Raw genomic sequence first — 22,840 nt, forward strand, 5'->3', positions numbered from 1 at the left:
GCGCTAGAGGCCGATTTGGCTTGAAACTTGTGCCGGCAGGGTACTGCGCTCAGGGCGCGGCTTCCGGCTCCGTCTCCAGGCTCTTCACCAGCACCGCGGCCTGGGTGCGGCTGTAGCACTCCAGCTTTTTCAGGATGGCCGTCACATGCACCTTGACGGTGTTCTCGGCCAGGCCCAGCTCATGCGCGATCTGCTTGTTGAGCAGGCCATCGGCCAGGCACAGCAGCACGCGGAACTGCTGCGGCGTGAGCTGCGCGAGCTTGGCGGCCAGCGCGGCGTCGGCCTCGGAGCGCTCGGCCGCCATGGGCGGAAACCAGCTGCCGCCGTCCAGCACGGCCCGGATGGCCGCGCCCATGTCCTCGGCCGGGGCCGACTTGGGGATGAACCCCGCCGCGCCGAACTGCTGCGCACGGCGGATCACGCGCGGGTGGTCGTTCGACGAGATCACCACCACCGGCACCTGCGGGTACTCCCCGCGCACGTGCAGCAGGGCCGAGAAGCCCCGCGCGCCGGGCATGGCCAGGTCCAGCAGCACCAGCTCCACCTCGGGGTGGTCCTGCAGCGCCTGGCCCAGCGTGGCGGCGCTGGCGGCCTCCAGCGTCTGCAGCGGCGCAAAGCGCTCGTGCAGCACCTGGATCAGCGCCGCGCGGAACAGCGGGTGGTCGTCGGCAACGAGCAGGGTGGGGGGCGGCATGGGGTGCAGTCTGCCACGGCGCACGGACGGGGCCAGCCGCTACCATCGAGTTCCATGGCACTCAACTGGGTCTGGACGGGGTTTTTCATCGTGGCGTTCGCCACCGCCGTGGTGCGCTGGCTGCTGGGCGAAGCGGGCATCTTCCAGGCCCTGCTGACGGCGCTGTTCGACGGCGCACGCGCGGGCTTCGAGATCTCGCTGGGCCTGGCCGGCATCATGGCCCTGTGGCTGGGCCTGATGCGCGTGGGCGAGCGCGCGGGCATGGTCGAGCTGCTGGCGCGCCTGGCCGGGCCGCTGCTCACGCGGCTGTTTCCCGGCGTGCCCGCCGGCCACCCCGCCCAGGGCGCGATGACCATGAACATCAGCGCCAACCTGCTGGGGCTGGACAACGCGGCCACGCCGCTGGGCCTCAAGGCCATGCAGGAGTTGCAGACGCTCAACCGCGAACCGGCGGGCACGGCCAGCAACGCGCAGATCATGTTCGTGGTGATGAACACGGCGGGGCTGACGCTGATCCCCACGTCCGTCATCGCCATCCGCCAGAGCGTGGCGCTGAAGCAGGGCCTGGGCGCGGGATTCAACGCCGCCGACATCTTCCTGCCCACGCTGCTGGTCACCTTCGCCTCGCTGCTGGCGGGCGTGCTGGCGGTGGCGCTCTTTCAGCGCCTGCCGATCTGGCGCGCGCGCCTGCTGCTGCCTTTGCTGGCCGTGGGCGGCGTGCTGGCGGCGGCGGTGGCGGGCCTGGCGCAACTGCCCGCAGAGCAAGCCGCCCAGATTGCGGGAGCCACCGGCGCGGGCGTGATCCTGGGGGTGGTGGCGCTGTTCCTGCTGGCCGGGGCCTGGCGCCGCGTGAACGTGTACGACGCCTTCATCGACGGCGCCAAGGAGGGCTTTGGCGTGGCGGTGCAGATCATTCCGTACCTGGTGGCCATCCTGGCGGCCATCGGCGTGTTCCGCGCCGCGGGCTGCATGGATGCGCTGCTGGCGGCCATCGGCGCAGGGGTGGCGGCACTGGGGTGGAACACCGACTTCCTGCCGGCCCTGCCCGTGGGGTTGATGAAAGTGCTCTCGGGCGCCGGCGCACGGGGTTTGATGATCGACGTGCTGCAGACGCACGGTGTGGATTCCTTCGTGGGGCGCCTGGCCGCCATCGTGCAGGGCTCCACCGAGACCACCTTCTACGTGCTGGCCGTGTACTTCGGCAGCGTGGGCGTGAAGCACACACGCCACGCACTGGCCTGCGCGCTGGTGGCCGATGCCGTGGGGCTGTTGGCCGCGATCGGTGTGGGCTACGCGCTGCTGCGCTGACCGCAACCCTCCCTCTTTCCCCAAAAAGCGCCTTGTCAGGCGCTTTTTTTACGTCGAAGCCTCCTCAATCCGGGGCCGAGAAAGGGGTTTTGTGCGGCGCTGCGGTTTGCCACGGGTTGTTCTTTGTAGTTCTTATAAAGAATAGTCGTAGTAGTAGAGGGCGGACCGGCCTGTGGGCAAGCCGATTTTTGTTTGACAGATCAAGCACTTGCGCTGCGCCAAAGCATGGGGACGGCCGCAGGCGCCTGCTGTACCGCAAATGGGGACAAGCCCCAGATGCGCCCCGCACCTGTGCATAACTGGCCAGTTGTGCCAGAACGCTCCGCAGACTTATCCACAAGGCGCCCTTCCCGGAATGACTGCCGAGCAAAAACGGCGCAAGCGAAGGCTGACACAGCGTTAGCTGCTCCTTTTTCAGGAGCTCTGGAGCCGTGGCGCCGCGATGCAGGCCACAGCCGCCCCGGGATTGCGGGACAATGCAGGCCCTTTACTGCTTTCCGAGACCTTTCCCTGTGACCGACTCCGCCCTGCTCCCCTTGCCCGACCGCCTGGCCATCGACCCGCGCAGCCCGCACCATGTGGCGGCCGTGTTCCAGCAGGCGGCGGACATCGGCATCCGCTTCAACGGCAAGGAGCGTGTCGACGTGGAGGAGTACTGCGTGAGCGAGGGCTGGATCAAGGTGCCCGCCGGCAAGACCCTGGACCGCAAGGGCCGCCCGCTGCTCATCACCCTCAAGGGCAGCGTGGAGGTGTTCTACAAGCCGGAAGCCGCGGCATAAAAAAAGCCACCCGGCGGGATCGGGTGGCTGGTGGGTGGATGCCCGCTGGTTCCTCGGCCCGGTAGTGGCCGCGCAACTTTTCCCCTCATGATGTCCGACGTACTGCCGTGGATGCGCAGCCTGCGCGCGTCGGTTCAGAAAAGCGCGGGAATCGGGTATGCAGCCCTAGGGTCGGATCCGCCCAAAAGCTGCAGGCGGCGTTCTGATCGGCCGTGAGGAAGGTGCTGGATCGTTTGGTTGCTACTTAATCAGGAGCTAGCAGCGCTTGATGGACAAGCGCTGAAGGCCAGAACGACTCAAACCCGTTCGAAGATCGCCGCGATGCCCTGGCCGCCGCCGATGCACATGGTCACCAGCGCGTAGCGCCCGCCCGTGCGGTGCAGCTCGGCAATCGCCTTGGTGGTGATGATGGCGCCCGTGGCACCCACGGGATGGCCGAGCGAAATGCCCGAGCCGTTGGGGTTGACCTTGGAAGGCTGAAGGCCCAGCTCCTGCACCACGGCGCAGGCCTGGGCGGCGAAGGCCTCGTTGGCCTCGATCACGTCCATGTCCTGCACCTTCAGGCCGGTGCGCTGCAGCACCTTCTGTGTGGCGGGCACGGGGCCGATGCCCATGTAGGCCGGGTCCACGCCAGCGTGCGCATAGCCCACCAGGCGCGCCAGGGGCTTCACGTTCAGCGCCTGCAGGCGGTCGCCCGCCACCAGCACCACGGCGGAGGCACCGTCGTTGATGCCCGAGGCGTTGCCGGCCGTAACCGTGCCGCCTTCCTTCTTGAACGCCGGCTTCATGCCGGCCAGCACGTCCAGCGTGGTGGCGGCGCGCACATGTTCGTCTTCCTGGAACAGCACGGTGCCCTTGCGCGTGGCGATTTCGACGGGGACGATCTGCTCCTTGAAGTAACCCGCGGCGATGGCGGCGGCGGCGCGCTGCTGGCTGGCCAGGGCGAGCTGGTCCTGCATCTCGCGCGAAATTTGGTAGCGCTCGGCCACGTTCTCGGCGGTGATGCCCATGTGCATCTTCTGCCAGGGGTCGTGCAGGATGCCGAGCATGTAGTCGATGCTCTTGCTGTCGCCCATGCGCTGGCCCCAGCGCGCGCCCTGGTCGAAGTAGGGGCCCCGGCTCATGCTCTCGGAACCGCCGCCCACGGCCACGTCGCAGTCGCCGTAGCCAATGGCCTGGGCTGCGCTGATGATGGCTTGCAGGCCCGAGCCGCACAGGCGGTTGACGTTGAAGGCAGGCGTCTCGATGGGGCAGCCCGCGTCGATGGCGGCCACGCGGCTCAGGTACGCGTCCTTGGTGTCGGTGGGGATCACGTTGCCCATCACCACATGGCCCACGGCGTCGGGCGCGATGCCGGCGCGCGCGATGGCGGCCTTCACGGCGGTGGTGGCGAGTTGGGTGTTGGGCACGTCCTTCAGGCTGCCGCCGAAGGTGCCGATGGCGGTGCGTGCGGTGCTGACGACGAAGACTTCGCGGTGGGTCATGGGGCAGATACGGTGGTTGGAGGTGGATAGGTGACCGTACCGTCCGGGTGGACCTGCGCGGCCGGGGTGAGTGTCGCACTCTCGGTGCGCGCGCCCAGGATGTGGCGCACCGCGCCGCCGGCGGCCAGCACGTGGTCGGTGATGATGCGGCGGTGGCAGCGCCACCACACGGCCTCGGCGCACATGATGGCGCAGGGCTCGCGTGCCGCGGCCGTGCGCAGCGCGGCCAGCGCGGCGCGAAAGGCGGGCTGCAGCGCGTAGTCGGCGTAGTTGTGGAAGCTGCGGTTGTCCCAGTAGCCGTTGGTGGTGGGCGGCACGCCGCGCTGCAGGGGGCGGCGCCCGCCCAGCGCCGGCATGTGGGTGTAGGCGATGCCCTGCGCGGCCAGCGCGCCGGGCAGCCGGTCCTCGTGGAATTGCGGCTGGCGCAGCGAGCGCGGGATGGCGCGCACGTCGATCACCCGTGTCACGCCTTCGCGCTGCAGCAGCGCGATGAAGTCCTGCACCGCCAGCGTGGAGTGCCCGATGGTGTAGAGCGGCGGCGCGGCCATGGCGTGTGCCGCTCAGCGGGCCAGGCGGTGCAGCGCGCTGCCTTTGTGCAGGGCGACATGGTCGGTCTTGTCGCTCTGGATCTCGTACTGCGGCTCTTCGGCGCTGGCGTGGTGGGTGTAGCCCTTCCACTGCAGCGCGCGGGTGTGGACGGCGGTGATGCGCCCGCTGACGCGGCCGGCCTCGGAGTTCCAGCTGACGTGGTCGCCCACCTTGAAAGGGTGTGCCATGGCATGCCTCCTGCAGGGTGTGTCAAGGCGGCCATTGTGGCCCGGCCGGCGGGTTGGTTTGGGGTGTTTTAGGCCTCCAGCGACCTGTCCACAAGCGCTGGCAGCTATGAATTAAATAGCGACGTCGGCGGCGCCGCTATTCGGGATGCCGGCCATGGCCAGATCGTCCAGGATCGGGCAGTCCGGCCGGTCGTCGCCGTGGCAGCAGTGCACCAGCGCCTGCAGGCTGCGCTGCATGGCCTGCATGGCGGCGATGCGCTCGCTCAGGTTGTCGATGTGCGCCTGGGCAATGCGTTTGACCTGGCTGCTGGCGCGCTGCTTGTCCTGCCACAGGCCGAGCAGGGTGGCGATCTCCTCCATCGAGAAGCCCAGGTCGCGCGCGCGGCGGATGAAGCGCAGGGTGTGCACATCGGCCTCGGTGTACTGGCGGTAGCCGCTGTCGGTGCGCGCCACGCCGGTCAGCAGGCCCAGTGATTCGTAGTGGCGCAGCATGCGCGCCGAGACGCCTGCGCGCTCGGCGGCGGTGCCGATGGCCACGGGCCAGTCCAGCGCGGCCGCGGGCCCGGCGCCGTCGCTGGGCACGCGGTGGGCGGGGCGCCGCGGCGCGGTGCTCATGCGGCGACCTTGTAGCCTTCTTCCTGGATGGCGTTGGCCAGCGCTTCGCGCGACTTGTCGCTCTCCACGATGACCTGGCCGGTGGGCAGGTCTACCTTCACGAGGGCGTCGGTGTCGACCTGGCGCACGGCGTGCACCACGGCGCGTTCGCAGTGGCCGCAGGTCATTCCCTGGACTTGAAATGTGTATTGCATGATGGTCCTCTCGATCAAAGGGCGGTGGATGGGTTGCGGGCCAGCGGGTGGCCGACAGCTGCATCATGAAGCCTGACATGGTGTCAAAGTCAAGCGGGGACCCGCGCGGCCTGCCGCTTGACCTTGCCAGCATGTCAGGGTTTAAGGTGCGCCCTGTATCGATTCCAAGGTGGCTTTCATGACTTCTGCTTCCCTTTCCCCTGCCGCATCGGGCGACGCCCCCGCGGGCACGCTGGACCTGGGCATTGCCGGCATGACCTGCGCGAGCTGCGTGGGCCGAGTGGAACGTGCGCTGCGCAAGGTGCCGGGCGTGCAGGACGCCACGGTGAACCTGGCGACCGAGCGCGCGCACATCGTGTTCGACGCCGCCAGCGGCGCAGGCATGGAGGCGCTGGCACGCCGCGCCGTGCGCAATGCCGGCTACGAGCCGCGCAGCGTGGAGGAGCAGGAAGCGGGTGAGGAGGGCGCGCAGTCGCCCTGGGCAGGCTTCACGCCCGTGGCGGTGGGGTTGCTGCTGTCGGCGCCGCTGGTGCTGCCCATGCTGGGCGATCTGTTCGGCTTGCACTGGATGCTGCCGGCGTGGGTGCAGTTCATCCTGGCCACACCGGTGCAGTTCATTCTGGGCGCGCGCTTTTACAAGGCGGGCTGGCATGCCGCCAAGGCGCTCACGGGCAACATGGACCTGCTGGTGGCCATCGGCACCAGCGCGGGCTACGGCCTGTCGCTGTGGCTGTGGGCCACGGCCGAATCCACCCATGGCGCGGGGCACACGCCGCACCTGTACTTCGAGGCATCGGCCGTGGTGATCACGCTGGTGCTGCTGGGCAAGTGGCTGGAAGCGCGCGCCAAGCGCCAGACCACGGCCGCCATCCGCGCGCTGCACGCGCTGCGCCCCGAGGTGGCCCACCTGCTGGGCCGGGACGGCGAGGTGGACGTGCCGATTGCCGAGGTGATGGCCGGTGACCGACTGGTGGTGCGCCCCGGCGAGCGCATCCCCGTGGACGGCACGGTGGTGGAAGGGCACACGCAGGTGGACGAATCCATGCTGACCGGCGAGCCGCTGCCCGTGGCGCGCAGCGCCGATGGCCCGGAGGGCGGGGCGCTCACCGGCGGCTCGATCAATGGCGATGGGCGCATCGTGATGCAGGTGACGGCGGTGGGGAGCGAGACGGTGCTCGCGCGCATCATCCGCCTGGTGGAGGATGCACAGGCGGCCAAGGCGCCCATCCAGCGGCTGGTGGACAAGGTGTCGGCGGTCTTCGTGCCGGTGGTGCTGGCGATTGCCATCGTCACGCTGCTGGGCTGGCTGTGGACGGGCGCGGGCGTGGAGGCCGCGCTGATCCATGCCGTGGCGGTGCTGGTCATCGCTTGCCCCTGTGCGCTGGGACTGGCGACGCCGGCGGCCATCATGGCGGGCACCGGCGTGGCGGCCAGGCATGGCATCCTCATCAAGGATGCCGAGGCGTTGGAAACCGCCCACCGCGTGCAGACCGTGGCCTTTGACAAGACCGGCACGCTGACCGTAGGCCGCCCGCGCCTGACGGCGTTTCACGTGGAACCAGGGGTGGATGAGGCGGCACTGCTGTCGGCTGTGGCCGCGGTGCAGAGCGGCAGTGAGCACCCGCTCGCACGCGCCGTGGTGAGCGCCGCCCAGGAGCGTGGCCTGCCTGTTCCTGCGCCCGACGGAGTGCGCGCCGTGCCCGGCCGCGGCACCGAGGGCGAGGTGGCAGCGCGCAGCTATCTGGTCGGCAGCCTGCGCTGGATGCAGGAGCTGGGTGTGGACCTGGGCCCGCTGGCCGATCGTGCGGCCACGCTGCAGGCCGAAGGCGCCACCGTGTCCGCGGTGGCCGAGCGGGTCGCGCAGGACCCGAGCGGCGCACGGCCGCCCGAAGCCGCGAGCACTCCCTTGGGGGGCAGCGAGGACACGATAGTGCCGAGCGCGGGGGCGCACTATGTCTTGCGCGCGCTGCTGGCCTTTGGCGATGAGCCCAAGCCCGGCGCACGCGAGGCACTGGCGCAACTGCGCGATCAGGGCGTGCGCTGCGTGATGATCTCTGGCGACAACCGCGGCGCGGCCGAGGCCATGGCCCGCCGCCTGGGCCTGCAGCCGGAGGCCGGCGAGGTGATGGCCGAGGTGCTGCCGGGCGACAAGGCGGCGGCGGTGAATGCGCTGAAGGCGCAGGGCCATGTCGTGGCCATGGTGGGCGACGGCGTGAATGACGCGCCCGCGCTGGCCGCGGCCGATGTGGGCATGGCCATGGGCAATGGTACCGACGTGGCCATGCACGCGGCGGGCATCACGCTGATGCGCGGCGACCCGCAGCTGGTGGCGGCGGCGCTGGACATCTCGCGGCGCACGGTGGCCAAGATCCGCCAGAACCTGTTTTGGGCCTTTGCATATAACGTGGCCGGTATTCCGCTGGCGGCGCTGGGCTACCTGAGTCCCGTGGTCGCGGGGGCCGCGATGGCGCTGAGTTCGGTCAGCGTGATGACGAATGCGTTGTTGCTCAAGCGTTGGCGGGGGTGATTGCGGGATAAACGAGACAAAAGGATTCTTATTTCTCTGGCAAACTGCAACGTTTTGTTGCATATTGGCGCGCGGCTTCGTTCGTAAGTCACGCGCAAGCCATCGCCTGACAGGGTGACGGATTGCGTGACGCACATCATGGGAGGGTGGCCCGCCGGGGGCTGCACACGACAAGGAAACGGTGATGAATATTTACGCGCTCATGCGGCTCTTCACGATCCGCCTGCGAATGATCGGCGCCATTGGCGTGGTACTGGGCCTGTTGGGCCTGCTGGGCGGTGCCGGCATGCTGGGCATGTTCCGCATCCACGGGCTGGCCCAGGACTTCATCAGCCAGCCGCATGCCGCGGTGAAGCTGATGGGCCAGTTGCGCAGCGAGATGGGTGAGATCCGCCAGCACGAGAAGGACATGATCATCCACTACGAGCGCCCCGAGTCGGTGCGCGCCGCGCACGACCGGTGGCTGGCGTCGCTGGACCGTGCGGGCAAGGTCACGGCCACGCTGGGCCAGATCTGGCAGGGCGAGGACCTGGCCGAGGCGAAGGACGTCGCCAAGCACCTGGTGGCCTACCGCGAGCAGTTTGCGCACGTGGCACGTCAGCTGGAGGCCGGCGGCTACGACACCGCCACGATCGCCAACCGCATGAGCGGCAAGGCGGTGGAGCAGTTCACCATCGCCACCGAGAAGGTGGCCGCGCTGGACAAGCGCCTGGCCGCCGAGGTGGACAGCGCCATTGCGCACCAGGACCGCGTCACCGACCAGACCAAGTGGCTGTTCGCCCTGGCGGTGCTGATCACTGTGGTGGTGGTGGTGCCGCTCACGCTGCTGAACATGGTGTCCATCTGCCGCCCGCTGGAAGTGGCCCGCGCGATGGCACAGGCGATCGCCGGGGGCGACCTGTCTCAGCGCATCCGCGTGGAAGGCCGTGACGAGGCGGCCGACCTGCAGCGCGCGCTGCTGGACATGCAAAACGGCCTGGGCGCGATGGTGGCGCAGGTGCGCGACGCGAGCAGCAACATCGCCACGGCCAGCCAGGAGATCGCCACCGGCAACCAGGACCTGTCCGCCCGCACCGAGCAGACCGCCAGCAACGCACAGGAAGCCGTGGCCGCGCTCTCGCAGCTCACCGCCACGGTGCAGCAGACGGCGTCGTCCTCGCAGGTGGCCAACCAGCTCGTCACCTCGGCTTCGGGCATCGCCACGCGCGGTGGCCAGGTGGTGCAGCAGGCGGTGAACAGCATGCACGAGATCTCCTCCTCCAGCCGCAAGATCGGCGACATCATCGGCCTGATCGACTCCATCGCCTTCCAGACCAACATCCTCGCGCTGAACGCGGCCGTGGAAGCGGCGCGCGCGGGCGAGCAGGGCCGCGGCTTTGCCGTGGTGGCGGGCGAGGTGCGCAGCCTGGCACAGCGCAGCGCGGCCGCAGCCAGCGAGATCAAGGGCCTGATCAGCTCCAGCGTGACGGCCGTGGACGGCGGTGTGCGCCATGTGGAAGATGCCGGCAAGGCCATGCAGGAGATCGTGTCCAGCGTGCAGCGTGTGACCGACATCATTGGCGAGATCAACTCCGCCGCCTCCGAGCAGGCGGACGGCATCGGCGAGGTCAACGCCTCCGTGGGCGAGATCGACCGCATGACGCAGCAGAACGCCGCGCTGGTGGAAGAGTCCGCCGCGGCGGCCGAGTCGCTGCGCGAGCAGGCCGCCCGCCTGTCGCAGGTGGTGAGCCAGTTCCAGTTGGCCGACGACGGCCACGCGCCCGCGGCCTTCACGCGCACCGGCGCGCCGGCCCCCGCGCTGCGGGGCGGCGACACGCCGCGCCTGAGCGCCGCTTGAGCGCTGCATGACGCACGCGGCGGCCGGGCGCCGCCGCCAGTTTTCAACAAACCCTCCTTGCGCACCTTCGGGTGCGTTTTTTTTGCCCCTTGGTTGTGCGGCCTGTGATGGCGCGCAAGGAAGTTAGCAGATTGCTATTTAATAAGTAGCTGCTAGCGCTTACTGGGCGGGCGTTGGAGCCGATTTTTATGCCGATGCCAGCAGGCGCGGCACGGATGCCACCAGCAGCGCACCGCCCGACAGCGTGAGCAGGCCCAGCACGATCTGGCGAAAGCGGACCTCGCTGATGCCGATATACAGCCGCGTACCCAGGAGCACCGGCACCAGCACGGCCGTAGCCACGATGCCGAAGGCGGGCAGCATGTCGCGCGTGACCAGACCCTTGGCCAGATAGGTGGCCATGGCCACGGCCAGCATCGCCAGGTTGAAGTTCTGCACCACGGCGCGCTGGGTGTCCTTGGGCAGGCCGCGCAGCGTGCACCACAGCGTGGGCAGCACGCCCGTGAAGCCGCCAATGCCGCCCATCACGCCGCCGCACAGGCCCACCACGGCGTCGGCCGTGCGCCCGCCCCAACGCACCCGCGGCAGGCTGCGCGCCATCAGCATGGCGGGGCACCAGCACACCAGCAGCGTGCCCAGCAGGGCTTTGAACCAGTGGGCGTTCAGGTGGGGCAGCAGGCTGGCGCCCACGGGCACGCCCACCAGACCGCCCAGAATGAACGGCCACAGCAGGGCGGCATTGAAGCCGCGGCGCATGGTCACCGCAGCCAGCACCTGGCCGGTGAGCGAGCCGAACACCGCCAGCGCCGCCGCCAGGTGTGGCTCCAGCACCCAGACCCAGAACGACATGGCCACCATGCTGAACGCAAAGCCCGACAGGCCTTGCACGAAGCCCGCCACGACGGCGCCCAGGACGAGGATGGCCGGTGTCTCCATGCATGTCTCCCTGCTGCCCGCGGGTCCATGGGTGTACCCGCTTTTGTTTTGATAGCTGCCAGCGCTTTGCCCATCAGCGCTGGGGCCGGTTTTTATATCCATCCATGAAGCATCACGCCCGGCGCCGGGCGTGATGCTTGGCGGGCCGCCTGCGTCAGGCCGGGGCCTGCTCCAGCGCGGGGTAGTCGATGTAGCCGTGCTCGCCGCCGCCGTAGAACGTGGTTTGGTCCCAGGCGTTGAGCGGGGCGCCCCGCCGCAGGCGCTCCACCAGGTCGGGGTTGGAGATGAACGCGCGGCCAAAGGCCACGATGTCGGCGCGGCCGCTGGCCAGCGCCTCCTGGGCCATGTCGCGGTCGTAGCCGTTGTTCACCATCCAGGCGCCGCGCCCGCCCGCGCTGCGGTAGGCGTTCTTGAACGCGGCGTAGTCGAAGGGGCGGCCTTCCACCTCGCGCGGGCCGCCGGTGGCGCCCTCGATCACGTGGATGAAGGCCAGGCCCAGCGGCGCCAGCTCGCGTGCCAGGTGTTCAAACAGCGGCTGCGGGTCGCTGTCGCGGATGTCGTTGGCGGGCGTGACGGGCGAGAGACGAATGCCCACGCGGCCGCCGCCGATGGCGTCCACCACGGCGCGCGTCACCTCCACCATCAGGCGCACGCGGTTGGCGATGCCGCCGCCGTAGTCGTCCTTGCGCTGGTTGGCGCCGTCCTTGAGGAACTGGTCCAGCAGGTAGCCATTGGCGCCGTGGATCTCCACGCCGTCAAAGCCCGCCGTCTGCACCGCGTTGCGCGCGGCGGCGGCGAAGGCATGCACGATGTCCGGCAGTTCCTCGGCTGCCAGCGCGCGGGGCTCGGACGTGGGCACGAACTGGCCCTGGCCGCTGGCCGCGTCCACCAGGTAGGTCTGCGATTGCGCGCGCACGGCCGACGGCGCCACGGGTGCGCCGCCCTCCGGCTGCAGGGCAGTGTGCGACACGCGCCCCACGTGCCAGAGCTGGGTCACGATGCGGCCGCCGCGTGCGTGCACGGCGGCGGTGACGCGCTTCCAGCCATCGAGCTGCTCGGTGGCGTACAGCCCTGGTACATCGGCATAGCCCTGGCCCTGGTGGCTGATGGCCGTGCCCTCGGTGATCAGCAGCCCGGCGCTGGCGCGCTGGGCGTAGTAGGTGGCGGTGATGTCGCGCGGCACGGCCCGGGGCGAGCGGTTGCGCGTCAGCGGCGCCATGGCGATACGGTTGGCCAGGTGCAGGTCACCGGCCTGGATGGGATCGAACAGAGTGGGCATGCGACTTCAGTACCTTCTTGCAAAGCGAACCGCGGGAGGTGCGGAACGCATCAAAGGTTACCTGTATCGCTCAAGGCGTGCAGTACACCCAGGCGCTGCAGAACCACGGGTTCTGTGCTACGTCAAACAGGGAGGGGGTACGGCGGTGGGGCCGGCTGGCGGCCCTGGATGGCGCCGGGCGTGCGGCGCGCGGGGGGATTTTTGCGGTGAGGCGCCGGCACGCACAAGCCGCGCCCCGCAGATGCCGGGCGCGGCCATGTGGGCCTTACTTGAGCAGGCCCTCGGCCTTCATGGCGGCCTGCACGGCGGGGCGGGCGGCGATGCGTTCGCGGTAGGCCGCCAGGTTCTTCAGTGCGGAGATGTCCAGGTTCACGGCGGGGGCCCAGTTGGTCACTGTGAACAAGTAGGCGTCGGCCACGCTGAAGTGCTCGCCCATGAGGTAGGGCTTGTGGGCCAGTTCGCCGTCCACCCACTTGAGGCGGCTGAGCAGTTGCTCATGCACCAGGGACTTGTAGTCTGCGGGGGTGGTGGGCTTGAACAGGGGGGTGAAGCCCTTGTGGATCTCGGTGCCGATGAAGGTCAGCCACTCCTGCAGACGGTAGCGCGCCAGCGTGCCGTTGGCGGGGGCGAGGTTCTTGTGCGGCGCCTGGTCGGCCAGGTACTGCACGATGGCGGGGCCTTCGCGCAGGCGCGTGCCGTCGTCCAGCTCCAGTACCGGCACGTAGCCCAGGGGGTTGATGGTGTAGTAGTCGGTGCCGTCCTGCAGCTTGTGGCTCTTGGTGCTGGCCAGCACCGAGGTGTTGGCCAAGCCGGTTTCGTGCAGCACGATGTGCGGGGAGAGCGAGCAGGCGCCAGGGGAGTAGTAGAGCTTCATGCGGTCTTGTCCTTTCAAGAGAGTGATGAAGAAAATCTCCGCAGCGCATGCTATGCCGACCTGCGCGGGTCTGCCATGCCAAGGCCTTTGTGGGGGCGTTTCCCCGCGGCGCTGCGCCTGGGGGCAAGGCGGCCTCAGCGGGGCGTGGACGGCTGTGTGGCCTGTTCCATGAACGCCAGCCAGCGCATCGCGTGCGCGCGGCTGTCGCCGCACATGGCGGGGCTGGGCCGCAGCGAGGCGCACACCGTGGGGCGCTCGGGCCGGCCGAAGATGCGGCAGCGTGCGTCGTCGTCCAGTTGCACGCAGCGCATGCCGGCCGGCTTGCCGTGCGGCATGCCGGGAATGGGCGAGGAGATCGACGGCGCCGTGCAGCAGGCGCCGCAGCCGGGGCGGCAATCCATGGCGCTATTTAATTCATAGCTGTCAGCGCTTGCTGGATATGCGCTGGTACCGGTTTTTGCTTCTGTCACGCGGTGCCGTGCAGCCGCCCGGCAGCCCACAGGACCTGCTCCACCACGCCGCGCACGTGGGCGGCTTGGCTTGCGTCGACCAGCTGGCCCTGGGCGTCGAAGGCACTGGCCGCGCGCGGCAGCGCGAAATGGCGCGGCGCCAGCCAGCATTCCAGGTTGAGCAGCAGCGGCGCCAGGTGGCTTTGCGACCGCAGGCCGCCCAGTGCGCCGTTGGACGCGCTGAGCATCCCCACCACCTTGCCCGCGAACGGGCGAGTGCCATCACTCCATTCCGCGTGTCCGGCCACGGGGCTGGAGGCCCAGTCGATGGTGTTCTTGAGCAGGCCGGTGTAGCTGCCGTTGTATTCGGGCGAGCAGATCACCCAGGCGGGGTGGGCGTCCAGCACTTCCTTCAGCCGGAACACATCGGCCGGGGTGCCCGCGGTCTCCAGGTCGGCGTTGTAGAGGGGGATGTCGAAGTCGGCCAGCTCCAGCAGCGTGACCTCGGCGCCGGCGTCGCGCGCCATGTGTGCGGCCACGGCAGCCAGGCGGCGGTTGAATGATTGGGTGCGGGTGCTGCCCGCGAACACGAGGAACTTCATGCGCGGGATTGGAGCACAGCCTGGGCACACTTTTCCTGCGCGGTTTCACGTGAAACAAACCCCGCCGCGCATCCGGGTGGCAAAGATGGGAAAATCACGGGTTCCCCGCCGGGCCGGCAGCGCAGGCGCGAGGGTGGGGGCGGTACCGGCGCCGTGAAAGCCGGGCTTGTTCACTGTTTGACAGGGCCGCAGCGTGCCCGGAGCACCCCACCATGTTGTACCCCCAGGATTTCGATGTCATCGTCGTTGGCGGAGGCCATGCCGGCACCGAGGCCGCGCTGGCCGCCGCACGCATGGGCAGCCGCACGCTGCTGCTCACGCACAACATCGAGACGCTGGGGCAGATGAGCTGCAACCCCAGCATCGGCGGCATTGGCAAGGGCCACCTGGTGAAGGAGGTGGACGCGCTGGGCGGCGCCATGGCGCTGGCGACCGATGAGGCGGGCATCCAGTTCCGCATCCTCAACAGCAGCAAGGGCCCGGCCGTGCGCGCCACGCGCGCGCAGGCCGACCGCATCCTCTACAAGGCGGCCATCCGCCGCATGCTGGAGAACCAACCCAACCTGTGGCTGTTCCAGCAGGCGGTGGACGACCTGATGGTGGAGGGCGACCGCGTGGTGGGCGCCGTCACGCAGGTGGGCATCCGCTTTCGCAGTCGCGCGGTGGTGCTGACGGCGGGCACCTTCTTGGACGGCAAGATCCATGTGGGTCTGAACAACTACGCGGCCGGCCGCGCGGGCGACCCGCCGGCCGTAAGCCTGTCGGCACGCCTGAAGGAGCTGCAGCTGCCCCAGGGGCGCTTGAAGACCGGCACGCCGCCGCGCATCGATGGACGCAGCATCGACTTCAGCCAGTGTGAGGAGCAGCCCGGCGATGGCATGCCCGGCGGCGTGAACGAGGGTGCTGTGCCGGTGTTCAGCTTCATGGCGCATGCGTACGGTGGGGCGGCCATGCACCCGCGCCAGGTGCCCTGCTGGATCACGCACACCAACGCGCGCACGCACGAGATCATCCGCAGCGGCTTTGACCGCAGTCCCATGTTCACCGGCAAGATCGAGGGCGTGGGCCCGCGCTACTGCCCCAGCGTGGAGGACAAGATCAACCGCTTTGCCGACAAGGAAAGCCATCAGATCTTTCTGGAGCCGGAAGGGCTGACCACGCACGAGTTCTACCCCAACGGCATCAGCACCAGCTTGCCGTTCGATGTTCAGTACGACCTGGTGCGCTCGATGCGCGGCCTGGAGAACGCGCACATCCTGCGGCCGGGCTACGCCATCGAGTACGACTACTTCGACCCGCGCTCGCTCAAGAGCAGTTTCGAGACGCGGCAGATCCAGGGCCTGTTCTTCGCCGGCCAGATCAATGGCACCACAGGGTACGAGGAGGCGGCGGCGCAGGGCCTGTTCGCCGGTATCAACGCCGCGCTGCAATGCCGAGGGGAGGGTGCCTGGGTGCCCGCGCGCGACGAGGCCTATCTGGGCGTGTTGGTGGACGATCTGATCACCAAGGGCGTGACCGAGCCCTACCGCATGTTCACCAGCCGCGCCGAGTTCCGCCTGCAGCTGCGCGAGGACAACGCCGACATGCGCCTGACCGATGCGGGGCGTCGCATGGGTTTGGTGGATGATGCGCGCTGGGACGCTTTCAGCCGCAAGCGCGATGCGGTTTCACGTGAAACAGAGCGTTTGAAATCGACATGGGTGAACCCGCGCAACCTGCCCACGGTGGAGGCCGAGCGCGTGCTGGGTAAAGCCATCGAACATGAATACAACCTCTTCGACCTGTTGCGCCGTCCGGACGTGGGGTATGACGCACTGACGACCATGGATGGCGGCAAGTATGCGAGCGAGGCTGTTTCACGTGAAACGCTGGGCGAGCTGAGCGCATCCGTGATCGAGCAGGTCGAGATTGCCGCCAAGTACGCGGGCTATATCGACCGCCAACGGGATGAGGTGCAGCGCGCTGCGCACTTCGAGAAGCTGCGCCTGCCCGAAGATCTGGACTACATGCAAGTGGCGGCCTTGTCGATCGAGGTGCGGCAAAAACTGCAGAAGCACCGGCCGGAGACGTTGGGCCAGGCGTCGCGCATTTCCGGGGTGACGCCGGCGGCGATCTCGCTGCTGATGGTCCACTTGAAGAAGGGCGGTTTCAAGGGGTTTGCCCCGCAGCCGGCGGATGGGGTGGAGACGGTCGCATGAGCGTGGTGTCGAACACAAGCTTTGAGCACGCCCTTCGTGAGGGCGCCAACGCCTTGGGGTTGGATCTGTCGGAAGCGCAAATCACACAGCTATTGGACTTCCTGGCGCTGCTGCAAAAGTGGAACAAGGTCTACAACCTCACGGCGGTGCGCGATCCGCAGGAAATGCTCACGCACCACCTGCTGGACAGCCTGGCTGCCGTCCCGCCGCTGCGCCGCCATGTCGCGCAGAGGGGGCAGGGCGGTGCAATCCACCCGGGCACGCGGCTGCTGGATGTGGGATCAGGCGGGGGACTGCCTGGCGTGGTGTTCGCCATTTGTTGCCCGGAAGTGGATGTGAGTTGCGTGGACACCGTGGCCAAGAAAGCAGCGTTCATCCAGCAGGCGGCGGGCACCCTCGGTCTGTCCAACCTGCATGGCATCCATGCGCGCGTGGAAACGCTGGCCGGTCCGTTCGATGTGGTCAGTTGCCGCGCCTTTGCCGCGCTGGCGGACTTCACCGCCTGGTCGCGCCAGGCACTGGCACCGCACGGCGTGTGGCTGGCCATGAAGGGAAAGCACCCGCACGACGAGATTGCCGCGCTACCGGCGGACGTAGGCGTGTTTCACGTGGAACAACTCGCTGTGCCGGGCCTGCAGGCCGAACGCTGCATCCTCTGGCTGCGCCCCGTCGCGTAAACTCAAGCCCCCTCCCGCTTCGCAAGGCGCTCCCATGTTCGGCATTGCAGACTACGGCGCATTCGTCGCCGCCATCGTGTTGTTCCTCGCCATCCCGGGGCCGGGCAATCTGGCGCTCATCACTTCCACCGGCAAGGGCGGTGTGCGCGCCGGCATGGCCGCCTGCATGGGCGTGATCGCCGCCGACCAGGTGCTCATGTGGATGGCGGTGGCGGGCGTGGCGGGCCTGCTGGCCGCGTATCCGGCGGCGTTCCATGCCGTGCAATGGCTGGGCGCCGTCTACCTGGGCTGGATGGGCTACAAGATGCTCACCGCCAAGCCGGGGGATGCGCCGGTGCTGAACATCGCGCCGCGCCACTACTTCCGCCAGGGGGCGGTCATCACGCTGCTCAACCCCAAGGCCATCGTGTTCTACATGGCCTTCTTCCCGCTGTTCGTGAACCCGGCCACGCACCGCGGGTTGGTCACCTTCGCCGCCATGGCCGCCACCATCGCCACGCTCACCTTCCTGTACAGCCTGGTCGTGGTGCTGCTCACGCACTTCCTGGCCGAGCGCATGCGCGCCAACCCCACGGTGGCGCGCATGCTGGAGAAAACGGCGGGCGTGTTCCTCATCGGCTTCGGCGTCAAGCTGGCCATTTCCAAGTAATAGCGAATTGCCCCGCATGGCCAAGATCTTCTGCATTGCCAACCAAAAGGGTGGGGTCGGCAAGACCACCACTTCCGTCAATCTGGCCGCGGGCCTGGCCAAGATCGGCCAGCGCGTGCTGCTCGTGGACCTGGACCCGCAGGGCAATGCCACCATGGGCTCGGGCGTGGACAAGCGCGCGCTGGAGCTGTCGGTGTACGACGTGCTGCTGGAGTCGGCCTCGGTGCCGGAGGCCGCCGTGCTGTCGGAGCAGTGCGGCTACCGCGTGCTGGGCGCCAACCGCGAACTCGCCGGGGCAGAGGTGGAACTGGTGCCGCTGGAGCAGCGCGAACGCCGCCTGAAGGCCGCCCTGGCGGCGGTGGACTCCGACTACGACTTCGTGCTCATCGACTGCCCGCCCTCCCTGTCCATGCTCACCCTGAACGGCCTGTGCAGCGCCCACGGCGTCATCGTGCCGATGCAGTGCGAGTACTTCGCGCTGGAGGGCCTGACCGATCTGGTGAACACCATCAAGCAGGTGCATGCCAACCTGAACCCCGACCTGCAGATCATCGGCCTGCTGCGCGTGATGTTCGACCCGCGCATCACGCTGCAAAGCCAGGTCAGCGAGCAGCTCAAGGACCACTTCGGCGACAAGGTGTTCGACACCGTGATCCCGCGCAACGTGCGCCTGGCCGAGGCGCCCAGCTACGGTTTGCCCGGCGTGGTGTTCGATCCCGCGGCCAAGGGCAGCCAGGCTTTTCTGGAGTTCGCGCGCGAGATGGTGGAGCGCGTGAAGCGCATGTGATGCCTGGCCAAGGTCTTACCGGTCAAAATAGCCTCCAAGGCTTATTGGATAAGCGCTATAAGCTATATAAATAATAGTAACGCCGCATGAACCCCTCGCAGATCCTCCTCCTGCCCGGCTGGCAGAACTCCGGCCCCGGCCACTGGCAAACCGAGTGGGAGCGGCTGCATGGCTACCAGCGCGTGCAGCAGCACGACTGGATGCGTCCGTTGCGCGGCGACTGGTCCGCGCGGCTGGAAGAGGTCGTGGCCGATGCGCCGGGCGAGGTGGTGCTGGCCGCGCACAGCCTGGGGTGCATCCTCACCGCGTGGTGGGCGGCGCACACCCGCCACGCGCACAAGGTGCGCGGTGCGCTGCTGGTGGCGCCGGGCGATGTGGAGCGGCCCGACCTGGCCGCACAGATCCCCGGCTGGGCGCCCATCGCACGCCAGGTGCTGCCCTTTCCGGCCGTGCTGGTGGGCAGCCAGGACGATCCCTACTGCAGCTTTGAGCGTGCGCAGACGCTGGCCGGTGCGTGGGGCGCACGCTTCGTGGACTCTGGGCCCCGCGGCCATATCAACGCCGATTCCGACCTGGGCGACTGGCCCGAAGGGCACGCACTGCTGCGCGCATTGATGAACAAGGACTGAAGACACATGGTCACCAAGAAACCCAAGGGCCTGGGACGCGGCCTGGAAGCACTGCTGGGCCCCAAGGTGGCCGACAAGGCGCCCGCCGGCGCCAACGCAGCGGGTGCGGCAGACGGGCCGGTGAGCACGCTGGCCCTGGACCGTCTCGTGCCCGGCATCTACCAGCCGCGCACGCGCATGGACGAGGGCGCGCTGTACGAACTGGCCGAATCCATCAAGGCCCAGGGCATCATGCAGCCGATCCTTGTGCGTCGCCTTGACGACGAACAGGCGCAACAGCGCCGCCAGGAGCGTGCATCGCAGGGGGCTTCGGCAGCGATGGGTGCCCTCAGCGCCAGTGGGCCGTTGTACGAAATCATCGCGGGCGAGCGGCGCTTTCGCGCCTCACGCCTGGCGGGCCTGGCCGAGGTGCCGGTGCTGGTGCGCGACGTGCCCAACGAGGCGGCCGCGGCCATGGCGCTCATCGAGAACATCCAGCGCGAAGACCTCAACCCTCTGGAAGAGGCCCAGGGCCTGCAGCGCCTGATCCGCGAATTCGGCCTCACCCACGAACAGGCGGCGCAGGCCGTGGGGCGCTCGCGCAGCGCGGCGAGCAACCTGCTGCGCCTTTTGAACCTGGCCGAGCCGGTGCAGACCATGCTCATGGCCGGCGACATCGACATGGGCCACGCGCGCGCGCTGCTGTCGCTGGAGCGCGCGGCGCAGATCACCGCGGGCAACCAGATCGCGGCGAAGAAGCTGTCGGTGCGCGAGGCCGAGAGCCTCGTCAAGAAGCTGGGTGCGGAGTTCGCCCTCACGCCGCAAAAGCCCAAGAAGGACAAGTCGCGCGACCTCAAGCGCGTGGAGGAAGAGTTGTCCGACCTGCTCATGGCCGAGGTCGAGGTGCGCGTCAAGAAGCGCGTCAAGCGCGGCAGCCGGGTTGAGGAGATGGGCGAGCTGGCCATCCAGTTTGGCTCGCTGGAGGCGCTCAACGGCCTCATCGAGCGCCTGCGGGGCGGCTGACGCCGCATCGTTGCGGCCCGTGCCCATGCCGCGCCGGCCCCGCCGACTCCATCATCTGCACGCGCCGCCGCCGCGGCGCATCGTCCTGCCCTGGCCGCTGCCGGCGGTGCTGGTGTGGGCGGCGGCGTGGCTGCTGTTCGCGGGCTTGCGTGGCAGCGTGGCCCCGCTGGCGGCGCTCGGGCTGGCCTGCGCCGTGGGTGTGGCGGGCAGCCTGCTGGCGCAGGGCTGGTGGCGCCGCGGCCTGATCGCGCTGGGCTTTCCCTTGTCGGCGGCACTGGGCGGCGCGGTGGCGCTGCCGGCCTGGGGCTGGCTGCTGCCGCTGGCGCTGCTGCTGCTGGTGTATCCGCTCAACGCCTGGCGTGATGCGCCGCTGTTTCCCACCCCGCCGGGTGCGCTGCACGGCCTGCAGGACGCCGCGCCGCTGCCCGCGGGTGCTGCCGTGCTGGACGCCGGCTGCGGCCTGGGCGATGGCCTCAAGGCCCTGCGCGCGGCCTATCCGCAGGCGCGGCTGCACGGCCTGGAGTGGAGCGGACCTTTGGCGTTGCTGTGCCGGCTGCGCTGCCCCTGGGCGCGCGTGCGGCGCGGCGATATCTGGGCCACGGACTGGGGCGGTTACGACCTTGTGTACGTGTTCCAGCGGCCCGAGAGCATGGCCCGTGTGGCCGCGAAGGCCCGCGCGGAGATGGCGCCGGGCAGCTGGCTCGTGAGTCTGGCGTTCGCCGTGCCGGGCGTGTGCCCCAGCGCGCGGCTGGATTCCTTCGCCGGCCATGCGGTGTGGATCTACCAATTGCCTTTGCCGGGGGACGGTGCTGCGCCACACTAAAACGAAACAACTTGCAAACATCGGTTGCAAAAACTGCCGAATCGGTATGACTTTGCATTCACATCGGCCACGCCGGTCCTGTACCGGGTGCGCAGACCGCTCGGTTGAGACGTGTCCACACACCCCGGAATGCAAGAAAAGAGAGAGAGGAAGGAAAGCTATGTCCCGTAAACCACTGACGCTGCTGGCGGCCGCCTGCGCCGCCCTGGCCCTGACCGGCTGCGAAACCACCAACATGCGGATGGGCAGCGCCGAGTCCAAGACCGTGGCCACCGGCGCTGCCGCCGGCGGCAGCGCCGCCAACGAGAGCGGCCAGCTGGAGCGCTGCCAGTCGCCCCTGGGCACCGTGTCGCTGGTCGAGAACCAGGACGCCGGCTGGTACACCATCCTGCGCAACGAGTACAAGCTGCCCCCCACGGCCAACCTGCTGCGCCTGCTGATCCAGCAGTCCAACTGCTTCATCGTGGTGGAGCGCGGCGCAGCCGGCATGCGCGCCATGGACCGCGAGCGCCAGCTCATGGGCTCCGGCGAGATGCGCGGTGGCAGCAACTTTGGCCGGGGCCAGATGGTGGCGTCCGACTACGGCTTGTCGCCCGAGATCATCTTCTCGAACAACGACGCAGGCGCCATCGGCGGCGTGCTGGGCGGCCTGATCGGCGGCGGCAGCGGCCGTGCGCTGGCGGCCGTCGGCGGCGGCCTGAAGACGCGCGAGGCCAGCGCCATGCTGACCCTGGTGGACAACCGCTCGGGCGTGCAGGTGGCGGCCTCCGAAGGCAGCGCCTCCAAGAGCGACTTTGCCGGCTTCGGAAGCCTGTTCGGCGGCTCGGCCGGCGGTGGCCTGGGGGGCTACCAGAACACCGCGCAAGGCAAGGTGATCACCGCTGCGTTCATGGATGCCTACAACCAAATGGTTGTGGCGCTGCGCAGCTACAAGGCGCAGTCGGTGCAGGGCCAGGGCCTGGGCGGCGGCGGCAAGCTGTCGGTGGACGGCGGGGCGGCTCCGTCGCAAACCAGGGCGGGCGCAGCCATGTCGGTGCGCGAGGCGCAGGAGCGCCTGAACGCCATGGGCTACAACGTCGGCACGCCCGACGGCTCCGCAGGCCCGAAAACGGCCAAGGCGCTGCGCGAATTCCAGCAGTCCCAGGGCCTGCCCGTGACGGGCCGCCTGGACACGGCTACGGCGGGCGCGCTGTCGCGCTGATCCACCAGCGCCCCTGAAAAAAACGCCAGCGCGGCTCAAGGCCGCGCTGGCGTTTTTGCTTTCAACTATCTTTTTGCTAGCTGCCAGCGCTTGTGCAGCAAGGGCTGGAGGTGGTTTTTCCTATAAACACGCCGAGGCGCGCAGGATTGCCGGGCTCACTTGCCCCGGCTGGCGCGGCTCACGTACAGGGCGACGGCGGCAATCTCCGCATCGCTCAGCGTGCCCTTGAAGGACGGCATGCTGCCGATGCCGTTGCGCATGGCGCGCGTGACGCGGTCGGCGTCGGGCTGCAGCTCGTCCAGCACGGGGCCGATGGCGCCCTCGGCGCCGGCGTCCTTCAGGGTGTGGCACACGGCGCAGGCTGGCGTGGCGGTGTTGAACAGCTTCTTGCCCAGGGCCATCTGGGCGGCTTCATCGGCCAGCGCTGGGCCGGCGGCCAGCAAGAGGGTGGACAGGGCGAGGGACGGCAGTTTTTTCTGGATCATGGTGAATGGCAGGGGCGCGCCGCGGGCCGCCCGGC

At 68.8% G+C, this 22,840-nt stretch carries 24 protein-coding genes; 12 read left to right on the forward strand and 12 right to left on the reverse strand.

Annotated elements, in window-relative coordinates; all coding sequences use genetic code 11:
- Nucleotides 1-49: 49 nt before the first annotated feature.
- Nucleotides 50-694, reverse strand: coding sequence for a response regulator transcription factor (locus HND92_RS00150; protein WP_011803483.1), 645 nt, complete (start codon nt 692-694; stop codon nt 50-52).
- A 54-nt stretch (nt 695-748) separates the two neighbouring features.
- On the opposite strand from HND92_RS00150, the gene HND92_RS00155 reads away from it, so the two are divergent.
- Together HND92_RS00155 and HND92_RS00160 are read left to right on the forward strand one after the other, a co-directional pair.
- Nucleotides 749-2,002: a nucleoside recognition domain-containing protein gene (locus tag HND92_RS00155; RefSeq protein WP_172204954.1), complete on the forward strand. Its 1,254-nt coding sequence runs from the start codon at nt 749-751 to the stop codon at nt 2,000-2,002.
- A 476-nt stretch (nt 2,003-2,478) separates the two neighbouring features.
- Nucleotides 2,479-2,781, forward strand: a complete 303-nt coding sequence (locus HND92_RS00160; RefSeq protein WP_012655148.1) for a DUF3297 family protein — start codon at nt 2,479-2,481, stop codon at nt 2,779-2,781.
- A gap of 296 nt (nt 2,782-3,077) precedes the next feature.
- Here the strand turns inward: HND92_RS00160 and HND92_RS00165 are convergent, their stop codons facing one another.
- From HND92_RS00165 to HND92_RS00185, 5 genes are all read right to left on the reverse strand, one after another.
- Nucleotides 3,078-4,265, reverse strand: coding sequence for an acetyl-CoA C-acyltransferase family protein (locus tag HND92_RS00165; RefSeq protein WP_135149648.1), 1,188 nt, complete (start codon nt 4,263-4,265; stop codon nt 3,078-3,080).
- Nucleotides 4,262-4,813, reverse strand: a complete 552-nt coding sequence (locus HND92_RS00170; protein ID WP_047350749.1) for a DUF488 family protein — start codon at nt 4,811-4,813, stop codon at nt 4,262-4,264. Before HND92_RS00170 ends, HND92_RS00165 begins: the two co-directional genes overlap by 4 nt.
- 12 nt (nt 4,814-4,825) lie before the next feature.
- Nucleotides 4,826-5,041 (reverse strand): DUF2945 domain-containing protein, encoded by a 216-nt coding sequence (locus tag HND92_RS00175; protein ID WP_011803488.1) that lies wholly within the window; start codon nt 5,039-5,041, stop codon nt 4,826-4,828.
- Nucleotides 5,042-5,152: 111 nt separating this feature from the next.
- The gene (gene cueR, locus HND92_RS00180; RefSeq protein ID WP_011803489.1) at nt 5,153-5,656 is read right to left on the reverse strand and encodes a Cu(I)-responsive transcriptional regulator; all 504 of its coding nucleotides are present in this window, start codon (nt 5,654-5,656) and stop codon (nt 5,153-5,155) included.
- Nucleotides 5,653-5,850 (reverse strand): heavy-metal-associated domain-containing protein, encoded by a 198-nt coding sequence (locus tag HND92_RS00185; protein ID WP_011803490.1) that lies wholly within the window; start codon nt 5,848-5,850, stop codon nt 5,653-5,655. The genes cueR and HND92_RS00185 overlap by 4 nt, the downstream gene beginning before the upstream one ends.
- Before the next feature lie 178 nt (nt 5,851-6,028).
- Between HND92_RS00185 and HND92_RS00190 the strand changes: the two genes are divergently transcribed.
- Together HND92_RS00190 and HND92_RS00195 are read left to right on the forward strand one after the other, a co-directional pair.
- A complete protein-coding gene (locus HND92_RS00190) occupies nt 6,029-8,377 on the forward strand; it encodes a cation-translocating P-type ATPase (RefSeq protein ID WP_172204957.1) in 2,349 nt (782 codons plus the stop codon).
- A 184-nt stretch (nt 8,378-8,561) separates the two neighbouring features.
- Nucleotides 8,562-10,214, forward strand: coding sequence for a methyl-accepting chemotaxis protein (locus HND92_RS00195; RefSeq protein ID WP_172204960.1), 1,653 nt, complete (start codon nt 8,562-8,564; stop codon nt 10,212-10,214).
- A 186-nt stretch (nt 10,215-10,400) separates the two neighbouring features.
- On the opposite strand, the gene HND92_RS00200 is transcribed toward HND92_RS00195, so the two are convergent.
- From HND92_RS00200 to HND92_RS00220, 5 genes are all read right to left on the reverse strand, one after another.
- Nucleotides 10,401-11,150 (reverse strand): sulfite exporter TauE/SafE family protein, encoded by a 750-nt coding sequence (locus HND92_RS00200; RefSeq protein ID WP_172204963.1) that lies wholly within the window; start codon nt 11,148-11,150, stop codon nt 10,401-10,403.
- A 154-nt stretch (nt 11,151-11,304) separates the two neighbouring features.
- A complete protein-coding gene (locus HND92_RS00205) occupies nt 11,305-12,429 on the reverse strand; it encodes an alkene reductase (RefSeq protein ID WP_172204966.1) in 1,125 nt (374 codons plus the stop codon).
- 265 nt (nt 12,430-12,694) lie between these two features.
- Nucleotides 12,695-13,303 carry a glutathione transferase GstA gene (gene gstA / locus HND92_RS00210; protein WP_172204970.1) on the reverse strand — a complete coding sequence of 203 codons (609 nt, stop codon included), beginning with the start codon at nt 13,301-13,303 and terminating at the stop codon, nt 12,695-12,697.
- A gap of 134 nt (nt 13,304-13,437) precedes the next feature.
- A complete protein-coding gene (locus HND92_RS00215) occupies nt 13,438-13,704 on the reverse strand; it encodes a YkgJ family cysteine cluster protein (RefSeq protein WP_041835834.1) in 267 nt (88 codons plus the stop codon).
- Between the two features lie 65 nt (nt 13,705-13,769).
- Complete coding sequence (locus tag HND92_RS00220) at nt 13,770-14,354, reverse strand: NADPH-dependent FMN reductase (protein WP_172204973.1); 585 nt, start codon at nt 14,352-14,354, stop codon at nt 13,770-13,772.
- Between the two features lie 212 nt (nt 14,355-14,566).
- Here HND92_RS00220 and mnmG point away from each other — a divergent pair, with 212 nt between their 5' ends.
- From mnmG to HND92_RS00260, 8 genes are all read left to right on the forward strand, one after another.
- On the forward strand, nt 14,567-16,552 hold the full coding sequence (gene mnmG, locus HND92_RS00225; protein ID WP_172204976.1) for a tRNA uridine-5-carboxymethylaminomethyl(34) synthesis enzyme MnmG: 1,986 nt from the start codon (nt 14,567-14,569) through the stop codon (nt 16,550-16,552).
- The gene (rsmG, locus tag HND92_RS00230) at nt 16,549-17,229 is read left to right on the forward strand and encodes a 16S rRNA (guanine(527)-N(7))-methyltransferase RsmG (protein ID WP_172204979.1); all 681 of its coding nucleotides are present in this window, start codon (nt 16,549-16,551) and stop codon (nt 17,227-17,229) included. Before mnmG ends, rsmG begins: the two co-directional genes overlap by 4 nt.
- 34 nt (nt 17,230-17,263) lie before the next feature.
- Entirely contained in the window at nt 17,264-17,878 is a 615-nt protein-coding gene (locus HND92_RS00235) for a LysE family transporter (protein WP_172204982.1), read from the forward strand.
- Nucleotides 17,879-17,894: 16 nt separating this feature from the next.
- Complete coding sequence (locus HND92_RS00240) at nt 17,895-18,665, forward strand: ParA family protein (protein ID WP_011803501.1); 771 nt, start codon at nt 17,895-17,897, stop codon at nt 18,663-18,665.
- An 86-nt stretch (nt 18,666-18,751) separates the two neighbouring features.
- Nucleotides 18,752-19,294: an alpha/beta hydrolase gene (locus tag HND92_RS00245; protein WP_088887981.1), complete on the forward strand. Its 543-nt coding sequence runs from the start codon at nt 18,752-18,754 to the stop codon at nt 19,292-19,294.
- Between the two features lie 6 nt (nt 19,295-19,300).
- Nucleotides 19,301-20,296 carry a ParB/RepB/Spo0J family partition protein gene (locus tag HND92_RS00250; RefSeq protein ID WP_011803503.1) on the forward strand — a complete coding sequence of 332 codons (996 nt, stop codon included), beginning with the start codon at nt 19,301-19,303 and terminating at the stop codon, nt 20,294-20,296.
- Between the two features lie 25 nt (nt 20,297-20,321).
- Nucleotides 20,322-21,119, forward strand: coding sequence for a trans-aconitate 2-methyltransferase (locus HND92_RS00255; protein ID WP_011803504.1), 798 nt, complete (start codon nt 20,322-20,324; stop codon nt 21,117-21,119).
- 160 nt (nt 21,120-21,279) lie between these two features.
- A complete protein-coding gene (locus HND92_RS00260; protein ID WP_172204985.1) occupies nt 21,280-22,320 on the forward strand; it encodes a peptidoglycan-binding domain-containing protein in 1,041 nt (346 codons plus the stop codon).
- 155 nt (nt 22,321-22,475) lie between these two features.
- Here HND92_RS00260 and HND92_RS00265 read toward each other — a convergent pair whose 3' ends face one another.
- Nucleotides 22,476-22,805, reverse strand: coding sequence for a cytochrome c (locus tag HND92_RS00265; RefSeq protein ID WP_011803506.1), 330 nt, complete (start codon nt 22,803-22,805; stop codon nt 22,476-22,478).
- Between the last annotated feature and the right edge of the window lie 35 nt (nt 22,806-22,840).

Origin of the sequence: Diaphorobacter sp. JS3050 (assembly GCF_013154915.1) — a bacterium.
Lineage (GTDB): Bacteria > Pseudomonadota > Gammaproteobacteria > Burkholderiales > Burkholderiaceae_C > Diaphorobacter > Diaphorobacter nitroreducens.

Bases quoted from the DNA above. Each gene is read 5' to 3' on its own strand.
- HND92_RS00235 (WP_172204982.1), top strand. From the start codon at position 17,264: ATGTTCGGCATTGCAGACTACGGCGCATTCGTCGCCGCCATCGTGTTG.
- HND92_RS00165 (WP_135149648.1), bottom strand. From the start codon at position 4,265: ATGACCCACCGCGAAGTCTTCGTCGTCAGCACCGCACGCACCGCCATC.
- HND92_RS00150 (WP_011803483.1), bottom strand. From the start codon at position 694: ATGCCGCCCCCCACCCTGCTCGTTGCCGACGACCACCCGCTGTTCCGC.
- HND92_RS00255 (WP_011803504.1), top strand. From the start codon at position 20,322: ATGCCGCGCCGGCCCCGCCGACTCCATCATCTGCACGCGCCGCCGCCG.
- HND92_RS00265 (WP_011803506.1), bottom strand. From the start codon at position 22,805: ATGATCCAGAAAAAACTGCCGTCCCTCGCCCTGTCCACCCTCTTGCTG.
- HND92_RS00245 (WP_088887981.1), top strand. From the start codon at position 18,752: ATGAACCCCTCGCAGATCCTCCTCCTGCCCGGCTGGCAGAACTCCGGC.
- HND92_RS00195 (WP_172204960.1), top strand. From the start codon at position 8,562: ATGAATATTTACGCGCTCATGCGGCTCTTCACGATCCGCCTGCGAATG.
- HND92_RS00260 (WP_172204985.1), top strand. From the start codon at position 21,280: ATGTCCCGTAAACCACTGACGCTGCTGGCGGCCGCCTGCGCCGCCCTG.
- mnmG (WP_172204976.1), top strand. From the start codon at position 14,567: ATGTTGTACCCCCAGGATTTCGATGTCATCGTCGTTGGCGGAGGCCAT.
- HND92_RS00175 (WP_011803488.1), bottom strand. From the start codon at position 5,041: ATGGCACACCCTTTCAAGGTGGGCGACCACGTCAGCTGGAACTCCGAG.
- HND92_RS00190 (WP_172204957.1), top strand. From the start codon at position 6,029: ATGACTTCTGCTTCCCTTTCCCCTGCCGCATCGGGCGACGCCCCCGCG.
- HND92_RS00160 (WP_012655148.1), top strand. From the start codon at position 2,479: ATGCAGGCCCTTTACTGCTTTCCGAGACCTTTCCCTGTGACCGACTCC.
- HND92_RS00205 (WP_172204966.1), bottom strand. From the start codon at position 12,429: ATGCCCACTCTGTTCGATCCCATCCAGGCCGGTGACCTGCACCTGGCC.
- rsmG (WP_172204979.1), top strand. From the start codon at position 16,549: ATGAGCGTGGTGTCGAACACAAGCTTTGAGCACGCCCTTCGTGAGGGC.
- HND92_RS00240 (WP_011803501.1), top strand. From the start codon at position 17,895: ATGGCCAAGATCTTCTGCATTGCCAACCAAAAGGGTGGGGTCGGCAAG.
- HND92_RS00215 (WP_041835834.1), bottom strand. From the start codon at position 13,704: ATGGATTGCCGCCCCGGCTGCGGCGCCTGCTGCACGGCGCCGTCGATC.
- HND92_RS00185 (WP_011803490.1), bottom strand. From the start codon at position 5,850: ATGCAATACACATTTCAAGTCCAGGGAATGACCTGCGGCCACTGCGAA.
- HND92_RS00220 (WP_172204973.1), bottom strand. From the start codon at position 14,354: ATGAAGTTCCTCGTGTTCGCGGGCAGCACCCGCACCCAATCATTCAAC.
- gstA (WP_172204970.1), bottom strand. From the start codon at position 13,303: ATGAAGCTCTACTACTCCCCTGGCGCCTGCTCGCTCTCCCCGCACATC.
- HND92_RS00170 (WP_047350749.1), bottom strand. From the start codon at position 4,813: ATGGCCGCGCCGCCGCTCTACACCATCGGGCACTCCACGCTGGCGGTG.
- HND92_RS00250 (WP_011803503.1), top strand. From the start codon at position 19,301: ATGGTCACCAAGAAACCCAAGGGCCTGGGACGCGGCCTGGAAGCACTG.
- HND92_RS00200 (WP_172204963.1), bottom strand. From the start codon at position 11,150: ATGGAGACACCGGCCATCCTCGTCCTGGGCGCCGTCGTGGCGGGCTTC.
- HND92_RS00155 (WP_172204954.1), top strand. From the start codon at position 749: ATGGCACTCAACTGGGTCTGGACGGGGTTTTTCATCGTGGCGTTCGCC.
- cueR (WP_011803489.1), bottom strand. From the start codon at position 5,656: ATGAGCACCGCGCCGCGGCGCCCCGCCCACCGCGTGCCCAGCGACGGC.